Origin of the sequence: Microcoleus sp. Pol11C2 (assembly GCF_036701505.1) — a bacterium.
Taxonomy (GTDB): Bacteria; Cyanobacteriota; Cyanobacteriia; order Cyanobacteriales; family Microcoleaceae; genus Microcoleus.
Genome location: NZ_JAUBQX010000084.1, coordinates 1 through 16,195, shown reverse-complemented (window position 1 = coordinate 16,195; position 16,195 = coordinate 1). Strand labels below are relative to the sequence as shown.

14 protein-coding genes and 1 pseudogene are annotated in these 16,195 nt (G+C 44.7%); 11 read left to right on the top strand and 4 right to left on the bottom strand.

Going from position 1 to position 16,195, the window contains the following annotated elements:
• The first annotated feature begins 185 nt into the window (after positions 1-185).
• The 7 genes and pseudogenes from minC (at position 186) to QUA42_RS26470 (ending at position 6,827) form a co-directional block, all read left to right on the top strand.
• Positions 186-992 (top strand): septum site-determining protein MinC, encoded by an 807-nt coding sequence (gene minC / locus QUA42_RS26500; protein ID WP_333141522.1) that lies wholly within the window; start codon positions 186-188, stop codon positions 990-992.
• 325 nt (positions 993-1,317) lie between these two features.
• Positions 1,318-2,124: a septum site-determining protein MinD gene (gene minD, locus QUA42_RS26495; protein WP_333141520.1), complete on the top strand. Its 807-nt coding sequence runs from the start codon at positions 1,318-1,320 to the stop codon at positions 2,122-2,124.
• A gap of 219 nt (positions 2,125-2,343) precedes the next feature.
• Positions 2,344-2,715, top strand: a complete 372-nt coding sequence (gene minE / locus QUA42_RS26490) for a cell division topological specificity factor MinE (protein WP_333141518.1) — start codon at positions 2,344-2,346, stop codon at positions 2,713-2,715.
• Positions 2,716-3,333: 618 nt separating this feature from the next.
• Entirely contained in the window at positions 3,334-3,909 is a 576-nt protein-coding gene (locus QUA42_RS26485; RefSeq protein ID WP_333141516.1) for a TerD family protein, read from the top strand.
• 12 nt (positions 3,910-3,921) lie between these two features.
• Positions 3,922-4,524: a TerD family protein gene (locus QUA42_RS26480; RefSeq protein WP_333141514.1), complete on the top strand. Its 603-nt coding sequence runs from the start codon at positions 3,922-3,924 to the stop codon at positions 4,522-4,524.
• A gap of 123 nt (positions 4,525-4,647) precedes the next feature.
• Positions 4,648-6,006 (top strand): annotated as a pseudogene (locus QUA42_RS26475) (VWA domain-containing protein).
• 119 nt (positions 6,007-6,125) lie between these two features.
• The gene (locus tag QUA42_RS26470; RefSeq protein WP_333141512.1) at positions 6,126-6,827 is read left to right on the top strand and encodes a matrixin family metalloprotease; all 702 of its coding nucleotides are present in this window, start codon (positions 6,126-6,128) and stop codon (positions 6,825-6,827) included.
• Positions 6,828-6,854: 27 nt separating this feature from the next.
• Here the strand turns inward: QUA42_RS26470 and QUA42_RS26465 are convergent, their stop codons facing one another.
• The gene (locus tag QUA42_RS26465; protein WP_333141511.1) at positions 6,855-7,310 is read right to left on the bottom strand and encodes a TerB family tellurite resistance protein; all 456 of its coding nucleotides are present in this window, start codon (positions 7,308-7,310) and stop codon (positions 6,855-6,857) included.
• Positions 7,311-7,528: 218 nt separating this feature from the next.
• A complete protein-coding gene (locus QUA42_RS26460) occupies positions 7,529-8,698 on the bottom strand; it encodes a DUF58 domain-containing protein (protein WP_333141509.1) in 1,170 nt (389 codons plus the stop codon).
• Positions 8,699-8,845: 147 nt separating this feature from the next.
• Between QUA42_RS26460 and QUA42_RS26455 the strand changes: the two genes are divergently transcribed.
• The 3 genes from QUA42_RS26455 to QUA42_RS26445 all read left to right on the top strand — a co-directional run bounded on the left by QUA42_RS26455 (position 8,846) and on the right by QUA42_RS26445 (position 14,091).
• Entirely contained in the window at positions 8,846-10,129 is a 1,284-nt protein-coding gene (locus QUA42_RS26455) for a PilT/PilU family type 4a pilus ATPase (protein ID WP_333141507.1), read from the top strand.
• A gap of 554 nt (positions 10,130-10,683) precedes the next feature.
• Positions 10,684-12,315, top strand: a complete 1,632-nt coding sequence (locus tag QUA42_RS26450) for a polysaccharide biosynthesis protein (protein WP_333141505.1) — start codon at positions 10,684-10,686, stop codon at positions 12,313-12,315.
• 570 nt (positions 12,316-12,885) lie between these two features.
• Positions 12,886-14,091 carry a glycosyltransferase family 2 protein gene (locus tag QUA42_RS26445; RefSeq protein ID WP_333141503.1) on the top strand — a complete coding sequence of 402 codons (1,206 nt, stop codon included), beginning with the start codon at positions 12,886-12,888 and terminating at the stop codon, positions 14,089-14,091.
• 202 nt (positions 14,092-14,293) lie between these two features.
• Here QUA42_RS26445 and QUA42_RS26440 read toward each other — a convergent pair whose 3' ends face one another.
• On the bottom strand, positions 14,294-14,710 hold the full coding sequence (locus tag QUA42_RS26440; protein WP_333141501.1) for a hypothetical protein: 417 nt from the start codon (positions 14,708-14,710) through the stop codon (positions 14,294-14,296).
• A gap of 181 nt (positions 14,711-14,891) precedes the next feature.
• On the opposite strand from QUA42_RS26440, the gene QUA42_RS26435 reads away from it, so the two are divergent.
• Positions 14,892-15,659, top strand: coding sequence for an IS1 family transposase (locus QUA42_RS26435; RefSeq protein ID WP_333141499.1), 768 nt, complete (start codon positions 14,892-14,894; stop codon positions 15,657-15,659).
• Between the two features lie 62 nt (positions 15,660-15,721).
• On the opposite strand, the gene QUA42_RS26430 is transcribed toward QUA42_RS26435, so the two are convergent.
• The gene (locus tag QUA42_RS26430; RefSeq protein ID WP_333141497.1) at positions 15,722-15,910 is read right to left on the bottom strand and encodes a hypothetical protein; all 189 of its coding nucleotides are present in this window, start codon (positions 15,908-15,910) and stop codon (positions 15,722-15,724) included.
• Between the last annotated feature and the right edge of the window lie 285 nt (positions 15,911-16,195).

The following is a 16,195-nucleotide window of genomic DNA, read 5'->3' as shown; positions in this document are numbered from 1 at the left end:
CAAATCTGTTCGTTGTCATCTTACAATTTTATTCTTGAAGCCCTATTCTATGCAGCTTCATATTAAATTGGTATAACTGTCGTTAAAAATAAAAAAACAAGACTTTTTCCCCCAAATGCTGAGGCAAAAGACGACTCAGGCTAATATTGATGTTAACCTGTCCATACCCGAACTCAGACCTGTCCATGACACCCGATGCCACCGCCGGAGCCACTTCCGCCCCTGCCACTCAATCAACACCCGAAGTCAGCTTGGAGCTGCAAGTCCGACTCAAGACAGAAGATGGACAGCTACTGTTGCTACTCCCCCCAGAAACTAATAGCGAACCCGCAACAGCCTCCGCCTCGACTTGGACTGAACTTTGGCAGCAGCTAAAAGTCAGGCTGAACGCAGGAGAACGCTTTTGGCAGCCAAACGCAGAAGTACAATTGATGGGAAGCGATCGACTTTTAGATATCCGCCAACTGCAAGAAATCGCTGATGCCCTCTCCGAAGTGGAACTGCAACTCAAACGAGTCCACACCAGTCGCCGCCAAACCGCCGTTGCTGCTGCTACGGCAGGCTATTGTGTAGAACAACAGCCTCCGGTTTCTTCCCTGAATAAAGCCGCCGCCGAAAAACCGCAATCGCTGGCGGAACCTTTATATTTGCAGATGACAGTGCGATCGGGCGTAGAAATTCGCCATCCGGGCACCGTCGTACTTTTGGGAGACGTAAATCCCGGCGGCTCAGTCATCGCCGGAGGCGATATCCTAGTTTGGGGCCGTTTGCGGGGAGTCGTGCACGCTGGTGCCGGTGGCAACACCAAAAGCGTGATTATGACCTTGCAGATGGAACCGATGGTGATTAGGATTGCTAAGTATGTTGCCAGAGGCCCAGAAACCTCACCCGCTCAGTTTTTCCCGGAAGTCGCCTATGTGACGCCTCAAGGGATTCGGATCGGTAGAGCCTCTGATTTTGACAAATCGCAGTTAGTCGGGGGTAATGAGTAATCGATAATTGGTAATTGGGAATTAGTAATTAGTAATGAGTAATTGGTAATACTATTTTTCTTTAAATCGGCACTGGATAATCTTTTTCTTGGCTAAATCAGTCACTAAAGAAAGATTTAAAATTTAAGTGCAAATTCATAGAGGATTAGTATTACAAGGAGAGTTTTGAGTTTTGAGTTAATTCACTGAATAACAGATTGCTGCCCAATTACCCAAGAATAATTGCTAATTATCAATCAACAATAAAACCAATTACTAATTACCAATTACCCATTACTAATTACTAATTCCCAAGCACCAATTCCCAATAAATCTAAAATCGCTTATGGCTCGCATTATTGTTGTTACATCAGGGAAAGGCGGGGTAGGAAAAACCACCTCCACAGCCAATCTCGGCATGGCTTTAGCTAAGCGGGGGCGCAACGTTGCCGTAATTGATGCCGATTTCGGTCTCAGAAATTTAGACTTGCTGCTGGGCTTAGAAAATCGGATTGTTTACACAGCATTAGAAGTTCTCGCTGGAGAGTGCCGATTAGAGCAAGCTTTGGTGAAAGATAAGCGGCAGCCGCGCTTGGTGTTGTTGCCGGCTGCCCAAACTCGGATGAAAGATGCCATCAGCGCCCAGCAAATGAAGCAGCTTGTGGGGATGTTGGGAGCAAAATACGACTATATTTTGATCGACTCTCCTGCTGGAATTGAACAAGGTTTTCAAAATGCGATCGCGCCGGCTCAAGAAGGGATAATTGTCACCACTCCCGAAATCGCTGCTGTCCGCGATGCCGATCGAGTCATCGGTCTGCTGGAAGCCAACAACGTCAAGAAAATCAACCTGATCGTCAACCGGATCAGACCCGCAATGGTGCTGGCAAATGATATGATGTCGGTGCAAGACGTGCGGGAAATCCTCGCCATTTCGCTGTTAGGCGTCGTTCCCGACGACGAGCGCGTCATTGTTTCCACCAACCGAGGCGAACCATTAGTATTGTCGGAAACGGCCTCTTTAGCTGGAACTGCCTTCGACAATATTGCCCGCCGCTTAGAAGGCGAAAAAGTTGATTTTCTAGATCTCAATCCCCGTCGAGAAAACTTCTTTACTCGCCTCCGCAAGTTCTTAAATACTAAAATTATGTGATGTGCTGCAATATTGGCGATCGATCTTTAACAGCAGCGACCGCATCACAAAAACTAGCCCAAATTTTCCCCAGTGACACCAGTTCCCAAAAAGAATGAAACTGTTGACCAGCTCCAAACCAGACGGGAATCAGTGATTCCCCAATCGAAAATCGAAAATCGAAAATCGAAAATGGTATGACCTTTTCTATGCCTAACCCTTGACAAACCAGCCCGACCCATGATACACACACTGCTCGAACGACTTTTCCCGCGCACCCCTGACAACAGCCGCGACGAGGTAAAACGGCGCCTCAAACTGGTTCTAGCCCACGACCGCTCAGAACTCAGCCCAGAAATGGTTGAGTCGATGCGCCGAGAAATTCTAGAGGTGGTGTCTCGTTACGTGGAAATCGATACCACCGGGTCTGAGTTCTCGCTGGAGAGCGACCAGCGGGCCACAGCACTGATTGCAAATCTCCCGATCCGGCGAGTCAGGCTCGAACATCCACCCGAGAATTTGCCCAAGAATTTGCCCCCCAATCGGCCAGAGAATCGACCAGAATATGTACCGGAGTATGTAGTCGAAATTCTCCCCGACACTACAGAGTGATAGGGATTGAGATTTTATTGTCAGGCAAAGAGTTTGATTCGAGCCGATGGGCATTTAAATTAAACTATAGGAACCGCTTTCGTCGGTTAGAAAATAGACTACAATTAGTCGCCAGTTTTGCAGATCGATCGCGTAGACTTTTGGACCCAAACTGTAAATTTATAGCTCCTTCATCAGGTCATCCCAGCGATCGAGTTAAATGGCATGAAGAAATCGAAGCCACTCAAGAGTTTGGAATCCATCGCAACACCATCGACGCCACAAGTCGATGGTATTGCAACACACGAGACTTCCAAACGGAGAGCCTTGTGGAAACTGCCGGGTAATGGTCACTTGCATCACAAAACACGGTCAAGTTCCGAGAGTTTGTCAAAATACACAAGCACAATAACCCAAGCTGAGATTACACAACTGTGGGAGGGAGGGCATGATTGCTTTGTACTCACACCCAAACAATAATTAAGAGTTGTAATCCCTATTGACATCGGCACAGTTAGCTAATATTCTTTTATTTAAGATTTAAAATTCTCCAACTATTTCCAGCAAAAACTTAAAAAAGTTTTCAAGTCCACGGCTCCCTCCATAACCACTTCTAATAAAAAAGAGGAAGATTGAATCATGGCAGTATCTCTGACCAAAGGACAACGGGTATCGCTTGAGAAAGTTTCACCCGGTCTCTCAGAAGTATTCATTGGACTGGGATGGGACGTTAAAGCTACAGACACGGGTTCTGACTTTGACCTAGACTCATCATTGTTCCTCTTAGGTGCTAACGAAAAATTAATTTCTGACAACCACTTCATTTTTTACAACAATCTCACAAGTCCCGATCCAGAGAAATCAGTGCAGCACATGGGAGATAATCTCACGGGGGCCGGGGACGGGGATGATGAAGTTATCAAAATCAACCTCAAAAAAGTGCCTAATGATATCCAAAAAATTCTTGTAACTGTAACCATCCATGAAGCACAGCAACGCCGTCAAAATTTTGGTCAGGTGCAAAATTCCTTCGTGCGGATCGTTAATGCCCAAACACAACAGGAAGCTGTCCGCTATGACCTTGTAGAAGATTATTCCATAGAGACAGCGCTGATCATGGCTGAACTTTACCGGAAAGACGGTGAGTGGCGTCTCAATGCAGTGGGAGCAGGCTATCAAGGTGGTTTGCAAGCATTACTCGATCGCTATAGCTAAAAGGTAAAACACATGGGAATTAACCTACAAAAAGGACAGCGCATCTCGCTTTCCAAAGAAGCGCCAGGGCTAACAAAACTAATCTGCGGATTAGGCTGGGATGTTGCGAAACGCTCAGGTGGGGGTTTGTTTGGGGCTTTTAGCAGTGCTCCAGATTATGACCTCGATGCCTCAGTGATTTGTTTAGATCGAAATGACAAAGTGAATGATATGGCAAATATCGTTTATTTTGGCAATCTCTCCCACCGTTCAGGAGCTATTACGCATCTAGGTGATAATCTGACTGGAGCGGGAGATGGAGATGACGAGCAAATTCTCGTCGATTTATCTCGAATGCCCTCGCAAATTGTCAAACTGGTTTTTACAGTTAACATTTACGATTGCATGGCACGTAAACAAGACTTCGGACAAGTTCAAAATGCGTTGGTGCGTTTGGTTAATACGTCTAATAATCAAGAACTCGCAAAATATAACCTATCAGGTTCTGAATACAAAGGCATGACGGGGATGCTGATGGCAGAAATCTACAAGCATAATGATGAGTGGAAAATGGCGGCTATCGGTAACGGTGTTAAGGTTAATGGGTTACAGGAACTTGTGAAAACCTATGCTTAACCACTCCTTCGGTACATAGATGCTCCTTACTTCGTGGAATCCGAAGTGGGCTACAACGAGCGAAACCTTTTTTTGTTGAGAATAGCTAATCAGCCGAATTTACATTGAAAGAAAACCAATAGAATGGGAATCCAATTAACCAAAGGTGAAAGGTTAAATCTTTCTAAAGCTGGTCCCGATTTAAAACAGGTGGCGATTGGCTTAGGTTGGGAGGTGAGCCAGGTTGGCCAGAGCTATGATATTGATGCTTCTGTGTTTATGGTAGGTGCGGCCGGCAAAATAATTCATGAAAAATACTTTGTATTCTATAATAATCAGAAATCACTGGATGGCTCGTTAAGACATTCAGGAGATAACAGAACCGGGCAAGGCGAAGATGATGATGAGACGATCTACGTAGATTTGACAAAAGTCAAGATTTCTATTGAGCAAATAGTTTTTGTTGTCACTATTCACGAAGGGCTGGAAAAAAATCAAAATTTCAGCCAAGTTAAAAATGCGTTTATCAGGCTTTACAACCAAGAGACAGGAATAGAGTTAGCTCGGTACGATTTAAAAGAGGATTTTGCTCAAGAGACAGCTTTGGAGTTTGGCAGATTGTATAGAAAAGATTTGGCATGGAGATTTCAAGCAGTAGGAGAAGGCTATAATGCCGGCTTGCAAAGTTTTGTATATCGGTATTTTGTTGATACTAAACAGGAAGAGAAGAAAGTAGACAAGCCTGTCTTAACTCCTGAAAAAGAGACCAAACAGCAACCTATTGATATTACAAAAAAAGCAGATATAATCCTTTTAAAAGCAAAAGTAGAGATTTGTCTTAAAAAGAAAGGGATTGAGGGTATCCTAGCAAGAGTCGCTTTGGTTTTGGATATTTCTGGCTCTATGAGCCATCAATACAGTTCTGGTGCAGTACAAGCATTTGTTGAAAGAATAGTTCCAGTAGCTAGCAGACTAGATGATGATGCTACATTAGATGTTTGGTTTTTTGGCTCAACATTCAAAAGAACAAGATCGGTGACGGAAACAAATGTTGATGGCTATATTCAAGAAGAAACTGGCGAAAGGAAGAGAGCTTTACTGATCTTTAAAATGCCTTCTCTTATGCTGGAATTAGGAGGGGGAAACAATTAAAGTTTGGTAATACAAGATGTCATAAAGAAGTATACTCAGGAAAAGGCTAGTAAACTGCCTACATTTATTGTTTTCCTCAGTGATGGAGGGGTTACTAATGAGCATGAAATTAAAAAATCTATAGTTGAAGCTGCAAAATATCCGATTTTTTGGCAATTTGTTGGATTGGCTGGTTCTAATTACGGGATTCTAGAAAGACTAGACACCATGAAAGGTCGGCTTGTTGATAACGCTAATTTTTTTCATTTAGACGATTTGGAAAAAATCACTGATGAACAATTGTATGAAAGACTGCTGAATGAATTTCCCGCTTGGATGAAGCAGGCAAGATTGAAAGGGATATTAAAATAGGGAAATCCGAGCATTTTATTGCCGACTCTGGCAATTGTCAACTCAACCCATAACCAGAGCTGAAATTAGCTCAAATTCACCAGATATTACGTACGATAAAAAATTCCTACACTCAGTCAATGTCTCTGTACGATCGCCTAGACCTAACCAAACACAATCGCAAGCTCAAACTCCCCCTTTCTCAACGGCTAAACCTGACTAAACCCCCCAAACTCCGGTGTCAGAGCTGTCGTTCCCGTATCCAGCCTCAGTGGGAGTTTTGCCCTTCCTGTGGAATAGTTCTAATTGATCATGATAGCGATTTTCGCCGTTGCATTTGGGTAGATGTATCAGGAATGGATGTCGCACCCGAAAATAGAGAAGCGATCTTTTCCCTGCTGATGGACGCCTTCTCCAAACTCTACGGCGCATTTAGAAGCATCAAGCTATTTTTGACCTCCGATCCCCCCGATCCCAAAGAGTGGGGGGAAGACTTTACTCGTGTTTGTATATTCGCTGACAGCCAGCCGGTTGACTATCTCGGCGTGGCTAGCTTCAAGTCGGGAATGGTTACAGATCGGGCGATTATTCGGATTGACCAAGTATTCTATGCTTCCTACAATGCCAGCCTTAGTCTCAATCAACTATCTAACTTAATTGCAAATACCATTGCCCATGAAATAGGACATACACTAGGACTCGATCATTCTGCACTTCCGACCGATGTCATGCACAATGGACTCCTTCATACGGTTCATAGCTTAATGCCTCCCTCATTTCATGCAGAGCAAATAAACTCAATGAACAATGCTATTCGCAGATATAAAGCCTTGAAGAATTGAGTGGCATGAACCAGGAAATAGCTAAATTTAGAGGTCGAATTCCCCAGGATTAATGCCTACAGCATGGCAAGCTTCTTTGACAACCTTCTTTTCATCTTTGTCAAAATTACCATCTGCACCACCGATAATAATGCCAATTTGGATGACTGCACGACCTTGATCTAGTTTTTTATTGAGTTTGGCTATGGCTTGGATAGCCTCCACTTTACCAAAATCGAAGTCTTGTGATAGCTTCTCACAATAAAAATCAAATTTTTGCTTCAACTCCGAAGCCGAAAAAATTTTTAGTGTTTCATTGGAAATTATTAGAGCCGCCGTTTTTTGTCTTTCATCGGTATTGATAGTGCCATCAGCAGCAGCAATCAATGCACATATTGCCATTGAGGCATCAGCAAAATCATTATTTTTAAACTTGGAAATATTGGTTTGCAGAGAATCATTGATTTGTGATACGTTCTGCTTTAATTTCTCCCAGAAAGTCATTTTTTCTCCTGTTTGGTGAATGAGATATGATGTTTATGACCGGAGTCACAGTAATCTAAGCTGCTCTTAACTTGCCAAGCAATTGCCAGACCCCGTAAGACCCTTAACTTTATCAATTACACTCCTGTAGTGTATCATGGTTCTTGAGGTTTTAGATTAATCAAGTCAATCTTAATAACTAATCGCTCTTTCACCGATTTTTTCGTGGCATATCTTACTTAATAACTAATCGCTCTTTCCAGAGGCTCTTGTAACTGAAGTTCTAAGGGTCGGTCGGAGCGAATTTGTAAACCCGGTAACTCATGTTTAACTAACATTTTTTCGCCTATTTCAGCAGTTGCCAAGGGCCAGAGTACCCAGCGGCTGCCAGGGGAAAGAGTGCTTAAAGTTGCAGAGTTTTGAGTCAGCCAAATTATCGGCAGTTTGGGCCGATTCTCAACCGCCTCTTCCCCAGCATTAACAGCCGCTAAAGTTTCCAAAACTACGCGGTTCCCCGAGACGAGTCCAGTCCCGGCAGTCCAAAGTTTGACGTTTAACAGGCGCTTGCTAGCATAGAAGTAAAGAGACGCAGCTACTGTCACGGCTCGTTCAAATTCTTCTGGCTGCCACGCCGCCACGCTGTCGAGAGCAATAATAATTTCTTGACCGCCGGCTGCAACTTCTAACTCTCTCACCCGCAGTTCTCCGTAGCGGGCGCTGGTGCGCCAGTGAATTAGGCGGGTGGGGTCTCCGTGGCGGTAAGGTCTGAGGTTGCGGGTGAGACCTTCGGTAGCAGTTTTTGATCGACTGCGATTGTAAAATTGCGGGCTGTCTTCTTGACCGATGCGATCGATCAAAGGGCAAGTGCTCAACGGCAAAACTTGTGGATACACAACCGCCACCGCCTTGACTGGGCGGCTGCGCCGGCACCAAAACAACCCTAAAGGTGCCGCCGTCCTCAAGTTTACCTCTTGCCACCGATAGACCCCGCGCTGCCGGACTTCTAAATAGTATGTATCTCTGTATATACTGTTAGGCTCTATGACTTCGATCGGGCGGGTGACGGGTTCTCCCAATACAAACGGCAAGATGTCTACGACTTGCAATAGAGTCTTAGGTTGGCGGGCGCTATTTTCGATTTCTAGTTCGACGGTGATTTGATCGCCCGCACTCACGGGTTCGATCGGGCGGCGACGGACTTCCAAGGAACGGAGCGATTTTCCAGGCAAAACGGCCGCTACTCCCAACAGCGCCAAACCCCCACCGCTGAGCACGTACAGCCACCCAGACATTGTATTAGTCGCCGACCCAAAAAAGAAAACCGTCATCCCCGACAGCAGCCAACCCGCGTAGGCGGGGGTAACAGCGCGATTTTCGAGCCAGTCGGCGATTTTGTGACCGATGTTCATAGGAGTTTAAATAGTTAATTACTCGATCGCCCCATCAAGCCTAATTGTAAAATATTCTCAGCATTTAACACCGAATTAGCTGCGAGCGATAAGATTAGAAATCGGGCATTTTTTCGCAATAAATCTACATTGACTGGAGACAAAAAAATGAACCCATTAAACAATCCTACACCCCTTCGACCAGAGGCTCAAGCCCGCCGAACACCGCCCCCGCCCCCGCCCTTGGCTGCAACTCCCGCGCCGCCTCCTGCACCCGCGCCGAGTGCGCCCCCTCCGGCCCAGCAGCGGTCTTCTGTTGAGGCACCCGTCAGTACGATCGAACAAATGGTCCGAGATGCCCATAGTGCCTCGGCTTCTGACATTCACATTCGAGTAGGCCAAGTACCTCGATTTCGGATTCGTGGCGTGATGCAAGTAGCAACCACCCACCCCAAAGTAACGCCAGAAATTTTTGAACAGTACCTAGCCGAAATTCTCACCCCCGAACAGCGAAAACAGTTTGCAACTACCAAGGAATTAGATTCAGCAATTTTTTACCCTGGCTTCGTGCGGTGTCGGCTAAACTGTTTTGAGTCCCTCAGCGGCGGTGCCATAGTATTGCGGTTGATCAGTTTGGAAATACCTACTATCGATTCCTTGAGGTTGCCAGAAGTTTTCAAAAGTATCATTTTGCGATCGCAGGGATTAATATTAGTTACGGGGCCTACCGGTTCGGGGAAATCGACAACCGTAGCTGCGATGATCGACCATCTCAATCAGATGGAGCAAAAACACGTAGTTACCATTGAAGACCCGATCGAATTCATTCACCCTTCTAAAAAATGCTTGGTTAGCCAGCGGGAAGTCGGCTTGCATACCCACGAGTTTCAACAGGCTTTGCGGGCTGTTTTGCGCGAAGACCCCGATGTGATTCTGATCGGGGAAATGCGCGATCGGGTTACAATCAATACAGCGTTGCAAGCAGCTCAAACTGGTCACTTAGTATTGGGAACGCTCCACACTCGCAGCGCCATTAACGCTATTAATCGGTTGTTGAACCTTTACCCACCCGAAGAACAACAGGCGATGCGGATTCAAATTTGCGATTCTTTAGTAGCGGTAATTGCCCAACTTTTGCTGCCCACAGTTGACAACCGTCGGGTAGCAGTTCACGATATTTTGGTGAATACACCTGCCATGCGCGATTACTTGATGAAAGGTGCTGATGATGAAGCTTTCCGATTAATGGAACATGATACTTACGAAGGAATGCAGATTATCAACCAGGGTCTTTACAAACTGGTGCTTGAAGGCAGAGTGACGATCGAAGAAGCAGCCAAAACTTCTCCCGAAGCCAGCGATTTAGACCGTCGCTTGCGAACAGGAGGCTACGATGTTGCGGACGCTCGGGGCTTTGAAGGCAGCAAAAAAGAACGCATCGTTCGCGCCTAGTAACAGCACACATACAGGGGTAGCCACAGCACTACCCCGCCCATCAAGTAGCAATCTTTTCAGCAGACGCAAATATTTGATGACGGCTTTTGTGCGTATTTTTACTTAAAATTAAACTATATTTAGTAACCAAAAATACATTTTACTTAAAAAGTAAAATGCTATAATCAAGGTCGAGTGTATTGTTAAGTTTTTTAAACCTAGACCCTACTTTACATAAACTTTAAAATTGCGTGAAAACTCGTAGGTTATTGCAAAGAAACAGTAAAGATATGTTCGGAGTCTTGCCAACACTCAGCAATTTAAGTATATAGTGGTATTGACAAATTTAGGACAGAGCACATTCCGACTTTGCCGATGGCAGAAGTAAGCAGGTTAAAAAAGCACTTAATAAAACTACAAGCATAGCAGATCGCGTGTCTTTCCGATTAAGTAGCTTTCAGTCTAAAAAATCCTAACACCAAGCAGACTTTTAAAGATTCTGTCCCTCTAAAATTTGTTTAACAAGTCGCTTATCAGTAACGGTATTTCTAGAATTTAAAGGAGCAAAAAAAGTGAAGAGTGCATTTAACCAAAGAGAAGTTTTTGAAGGTGCCAGCAAAGCGGAAATAATTGAGCGCATCCAGCAGCTAGTTCCGCCCGGTTCCCCGGAACCCCAAGATCCTGAAATCCTCGCGGCTTTACAAACTCTCACCGCACAGCTAATCGCAGCCTATCAAGCCGACGGACAATTAGAAAGCGAACCTTTTAGCGACGTGCGCGATCGCACTATTCACCTATACGCATCCGCAGTCAGTCGCAAAATCAAAGGAAAAACCATCCTCATCACCGGCGGAGAAGGATGTGTCGGTCGTTTCTTAATTGAAAAACTCCTCGAACTAGGCGCAACTAACATCATTTCCGCAGACAACGCCCGATGTCAAAACCCCGAAGAAAATCTGCCGCTTTTTACCAAAGAAGGTGCTGTAACTTTCTATGCCGTTGACATTCGCAACCTCGACGCGCTCAAACACATATTTGAGGTAGAAAAACCAGCAATTGTTTTTCACCTAGCCGCCCAACGCCAACCCGGACTAGCTGAAATCAAAATCCGAGAAACAGTTACAACCAGCCTGTTAGGATGTAAACACGTCATCCAACTCTGCGAAGAATACGGCGTAGAACACTGTGTATTCTCTTCTACAGGCAAAACATCTCGATATTTTACCACCGAAGTTTACGCCGCCTCGAAGAAGTTTGCCGAATGGCAATTTGCCAAAGCAGCTCAAGAAGGAAATGTCACTTACGGGATGGTTCGCTTTACTCATATGTTGGAAAATAGCTTGTTCTGCGAGCAAATGTCCAAAAAAGTAGAGCAAGGTAAAACTGTCAACGTTCACGCTCCCCACCGCTACGTAACTGCTCAAAATCTTTTTGAAGCCGTACATTTATTGCTGAATTCTCTGATTGTGTCCGTTCCCGGAAAACTGAAATTTGTCGCCGTGAGTAATCTCGGGTGGCCAACAGAAACCTTGGAAGTAGCTCTTTATAAAATTCTTGAATCTGGCAAAAATCTGCCGATTTATTTTCAAGGACTTTTGCCGGGATACGAAGAACCGTTTTTCCTAGGACAGTTTGACTGGAAAAAACCTACAGACATTCACCTCCTAATTAATGTTTTGGAAGATCCTTTTAGAAGTGTTAATGATGCTGGCGACATGGTGATTGTAGAATTAGCTCCTTTTTCTTTGCGCGTGTTAGATCAACAAGTGTCGAAGCTCGAAAGCCTAATCATCAATCCAGATTTCCCCGAAGTGCAAATCAAGCACGCTCTTGTCGCAGCGGAAAAAGAAGTGATTGCTTCCTCTTTTGCGTGGAGTGCTCCCGAAGACTTGTTGAAGATTTTGCAGTGGGGAATCAATCCCAAGAAATTGCAAGGTTACGGAACCCAAATCGCTGACTATAGCGAGATTATCGAACTCCTCCTGCAAGGAATCTGCGGGCGGCTTAGCCAAGAAGTCTTGCACAGTGCTGGAGTTACTGCAGATGAGTTTGATGACTTAGTTCAGAGTCTTTCTACGCTGGATTTGATTCAAGCAGAAGTGGGATATTTGCGATCGGTGTCGAGATATCTCAGAGAATTTGCACCCCCCGCACAGTTCACCACCAAAAAATCTGAACCTGTTGCTATCCCCGATGCAGCCTAGCTTGAACATAGTTTTGAGTTGGGAGATTGCTTCCTGAGTGCCCACCCACAAGGGATGAATGAGTTATATCAATTCCGGTTGCACGAGCGAAATGATTGTTGACTGTTGACTGTTGACGGGCGGGTCGAAAAAGTGAATTATTGAGTGTTAACTGTTGACTCGATTTTATTATTCCGACGCAACCGGATTTGATGTTAAACATCGATTAAGTGTTTAGTTGATAAAAAATAGAATAGCCAGAAACCTGGTTTCTAAAAGAAACCAGGTTTCTCCAGTCTGAGCTTGTTTGAGGTTTAATTAAATTGAGTGAGTTAAGATTGTCAGAATAGACATGATATGATATAAGTGGCGACCGCACAACCGCAATTAAATTAATTTGTAGTGAGGACGATCGTCCTAGTAGTTTTAGGAAGACCATCGTCCTCACAACAAAGGTGATAACGGTGATTTTTTGCAGGCATGATAGGATGATACTTTAGATAGAGTGGCGCTGTGAGTTCACAAAGGTGTAATTAGATTAAATAAACTCAATGAACGCAACCAATAAAATTAAATTAAGGTACTAGAATTGTGGAAATTAATCAGCTACTGTTCCTATTAATTGATGTTGTGCTATTGGCGATCGCCCTGATCATTCTAATTCCCGTTGCAGTTCTATTTATAGAATGCAGTGCAGCTTTCTTGTCCGGCAAGGGCGAGACAGCGGAAAGTAAAGCGGCCCGCCCCAAAGTAGCAGTTTTAATTCCTGCTTACAATGAAGCAGCAGGAATTGCCACCACCATCTCCACCATATTGCCACAGCTAACACCTCAAGACCGGCTGTTAGTGATTGCTGACAACTGCACGGACGCCACGGCAGATATCGCCCGTAACTGCGGTGCAAGTGCGATCGAGCGACAAGACACAGAACGCAAGGGCAAAGGATACGCACTGGATTTCGGCTTGCAGTCGATCGAATCAGACCCCCCAGAAGTAGTAATCATGGTTGACGCAGACTGCATCTGTCAGCCAGACTCTATAGAAAAATTAGCCAGGGTTGCAGTTGCTGAACAAAGACCCGTGCAAGCAACTTATCTCATGGAACAGCCACCAAATCCTACTCCGAAAGATTCCATTTCTGCTTTAGCATTTCTTGTAAAAAACTTAGTCCGTCCTAGCGGATTAAAACAGTTAGGATTCCCATCATTACTAACAGGTACTGGAATGGCTTTTCCCTGGTCGATAATTCGATCGGTTTCCCTAGCTAGCAGCAATATTGTTGAAGATATGCAGATGAGTTTGGATTTGGCGATCGCCGGACATCCAACAGTATTCTGCCCCGAAGCAAACGTCACCGGGTGTTTGCCACAGCAGCAGCAAGCAGCTAAAAGTCAAAGAACGAGATGGGAACACGGTCACATACAGACATTGTTAACTCAAACTCCCCGGCTGACAGCAGCTTCAGTCGAGCAAAAACGTTTTGACTTATTGGCGATCGCCCTCGACTTATCCGTCCCTCCCCTATCGCTTTTAGTCGCTATCTGGCTAGCTGCTTTTGCCACCTCTTTACTAGCAGCAATTTTGGGAACATCCCCAATTCCCGCCGTCTTGTTAGCAGTACAAGGATTGCTGATTTTAGTTTCCATTGTCAGCGCTTGGGCCAAATTCGGGCGTGCCGATATTTCTGGCTCAACTCTTTTATCTGTACCTTTTTATATTCTTTGGAAAATACCTTTGTATCTGGGTTTTCTCCTGAAGCGGCAAACCAAATGGGTACGAACAGAACGCGATGTTTAGTATTCGGTAGGGTGCGTCAGCCCGATTCTCGATCAAACTCAAAAATCTCGTTTCTGACGCACCCTACGATGAATAAATCGGTAATTGACATGATATGTTACAAGTACACATCGTCGCTAAATAATTGGAGTTTAGACTAAGCAAAAATTCACTCAGAAGAAGTGGAGTGTAAATTTTGTGAGTTTAGATAGAGGTAGAGAGGTTAACTAATCGATTTTGACGAGTTTTGAAACCGACCTTTACCCTTTTTGACCACAGGATACCGACATCTGGGAGTGCGAGGTTTTCCTGTTTGCCATCCGTCTGAATTTCCTCGCCGTTTCGGAGCAACAGCCGGACTTCCAATCCTGATTAAAAGTGGAAGCATTAACTGTACAACCCTTCCAGGTGTCAGTTCAGGCACAGATTTTTGCCAGGGCAAACGAATTTCTCTGACTACATCTTTAGCTAACCATAATTGCCAGGTTAGCAAAGGCATCAAATCACTCCATTGTTCGCACTGTTCAGGTGTGCTTAGCTTCGGCACAGTCCAATGTAAGGTTTGTTTAGCTAAACGATACCAATGTTCCAGGGCAAAGCGGCGTAGATACAGTTGCCAAATTTCAGCCAGAGACGGCATTTGGATACCAACTCAAACTAACCACAAAGGTTGACTATTTAATCGACCCGTTATAGTTTCTAGACGTTCGACTAAAATCAGAGTCATTGGATGTTTGGGACTACCTCGAAAGTGCGGTAGTGCTTTTATGTAAAGGATGGAGGATAATACCTCTATGTCCAGTCTTTTGAGGAGTCTCATCATGAAACCCTATCTAATTTGTCCCACTTGTGGTTCTGACGATGTGATGAAAAATGGGATGACTCGTCGGGGAAAACAAAACCACAAATGTCGCGAATGTGGTCGGCAGTTTGTCGAAAACCCTCAGTGGAAACCCAAAGACACCGACACTTTGGCAAAAATTGAGTTACTTCTGTTGGAGCGGATTTCCTTGGCTGGTATTGCCCGAGTCATGGGCGTTTCCTCTCTTCTGGCTGCAAAATTATGTGAACCACTTGTACGGTGCAATAGAACTCTTGCGCCACAGTCATTCCGAAAGAAATTGGAAAACACACAGTCCAAATGGATGAACTCTAGTATGAAAGTAGACGTCAAAGGGAATAAACAATGGGTCTGGTTAGCAATGGATACCAAGACTCGGGAAGTGATCGGATGTCATATTGGAGACCGCTCCTTGAAATCGGCTCTTGCATTATGGGATTCACTACCAAGTGTCTATCGCCAATGTGCCAAGATTTATACCGATCACTGGGAAGCCTATGCCGTAGTTTTACCAAGTAAAAGGCATAAGTCCGTAGGCAAGGAAAGCGGATTAACCAGTTACATTGAACGATTGAACAATACTCTCAGGCAACGAATTGCGCGATTAGTCAGAAAGACGTTATCGTTTTCTAAAAAGTTGGAGAATCACAAGGGTGCTATTTGGAACTTCATTCATGACTACAATCACCAAATCAGATTAGGAATTCTGAAAGTTCAACCGCCTCAATTTTCTCCATCCTTTACATAAAAGCACTACCCGTAATTGTTCTTCGGGAGTTATGCTCATTTTTTTTCCCTGATCTATTATCTTTATTTTAGCTGCTGGCAGTCTATTTGCAAAATCGGGATTCTCCCGGAAGCTGGCGCTAATACCCAAGTTGCATTGCCATATTCTCGGTCTAAGACTGCTAATACGCTTGTTGACGCTCTGTGAACAGACAAGTTTGAGTTGGGAAGCTGCTTGAAGTATGGGTGAAGACCCACTACTAATTCGTTCATCGAGTAGGGGTAATGCCCAACTTCCATGAGCTTCAGGTATCCAGGCAATTGTACTGTACCCCTTTCCCATAATTACGCCCCCCTGATATTCATGGGTTCTGTCTTTTAAGGTTTTAGCGTCGGGTCTCCCCCATACAGTATGATCGATCGCCACTAATATAGAACCCATTTGACATCTAAGAAGAGGGTGCAAGCCTTCTAATCATCCGCCTAATAAAACAAAGGTTGAGCTTAGCAGTCGCCGCTGCCAAACTTCTCTCAAAGTTCTTAACCAAAATTTTACAT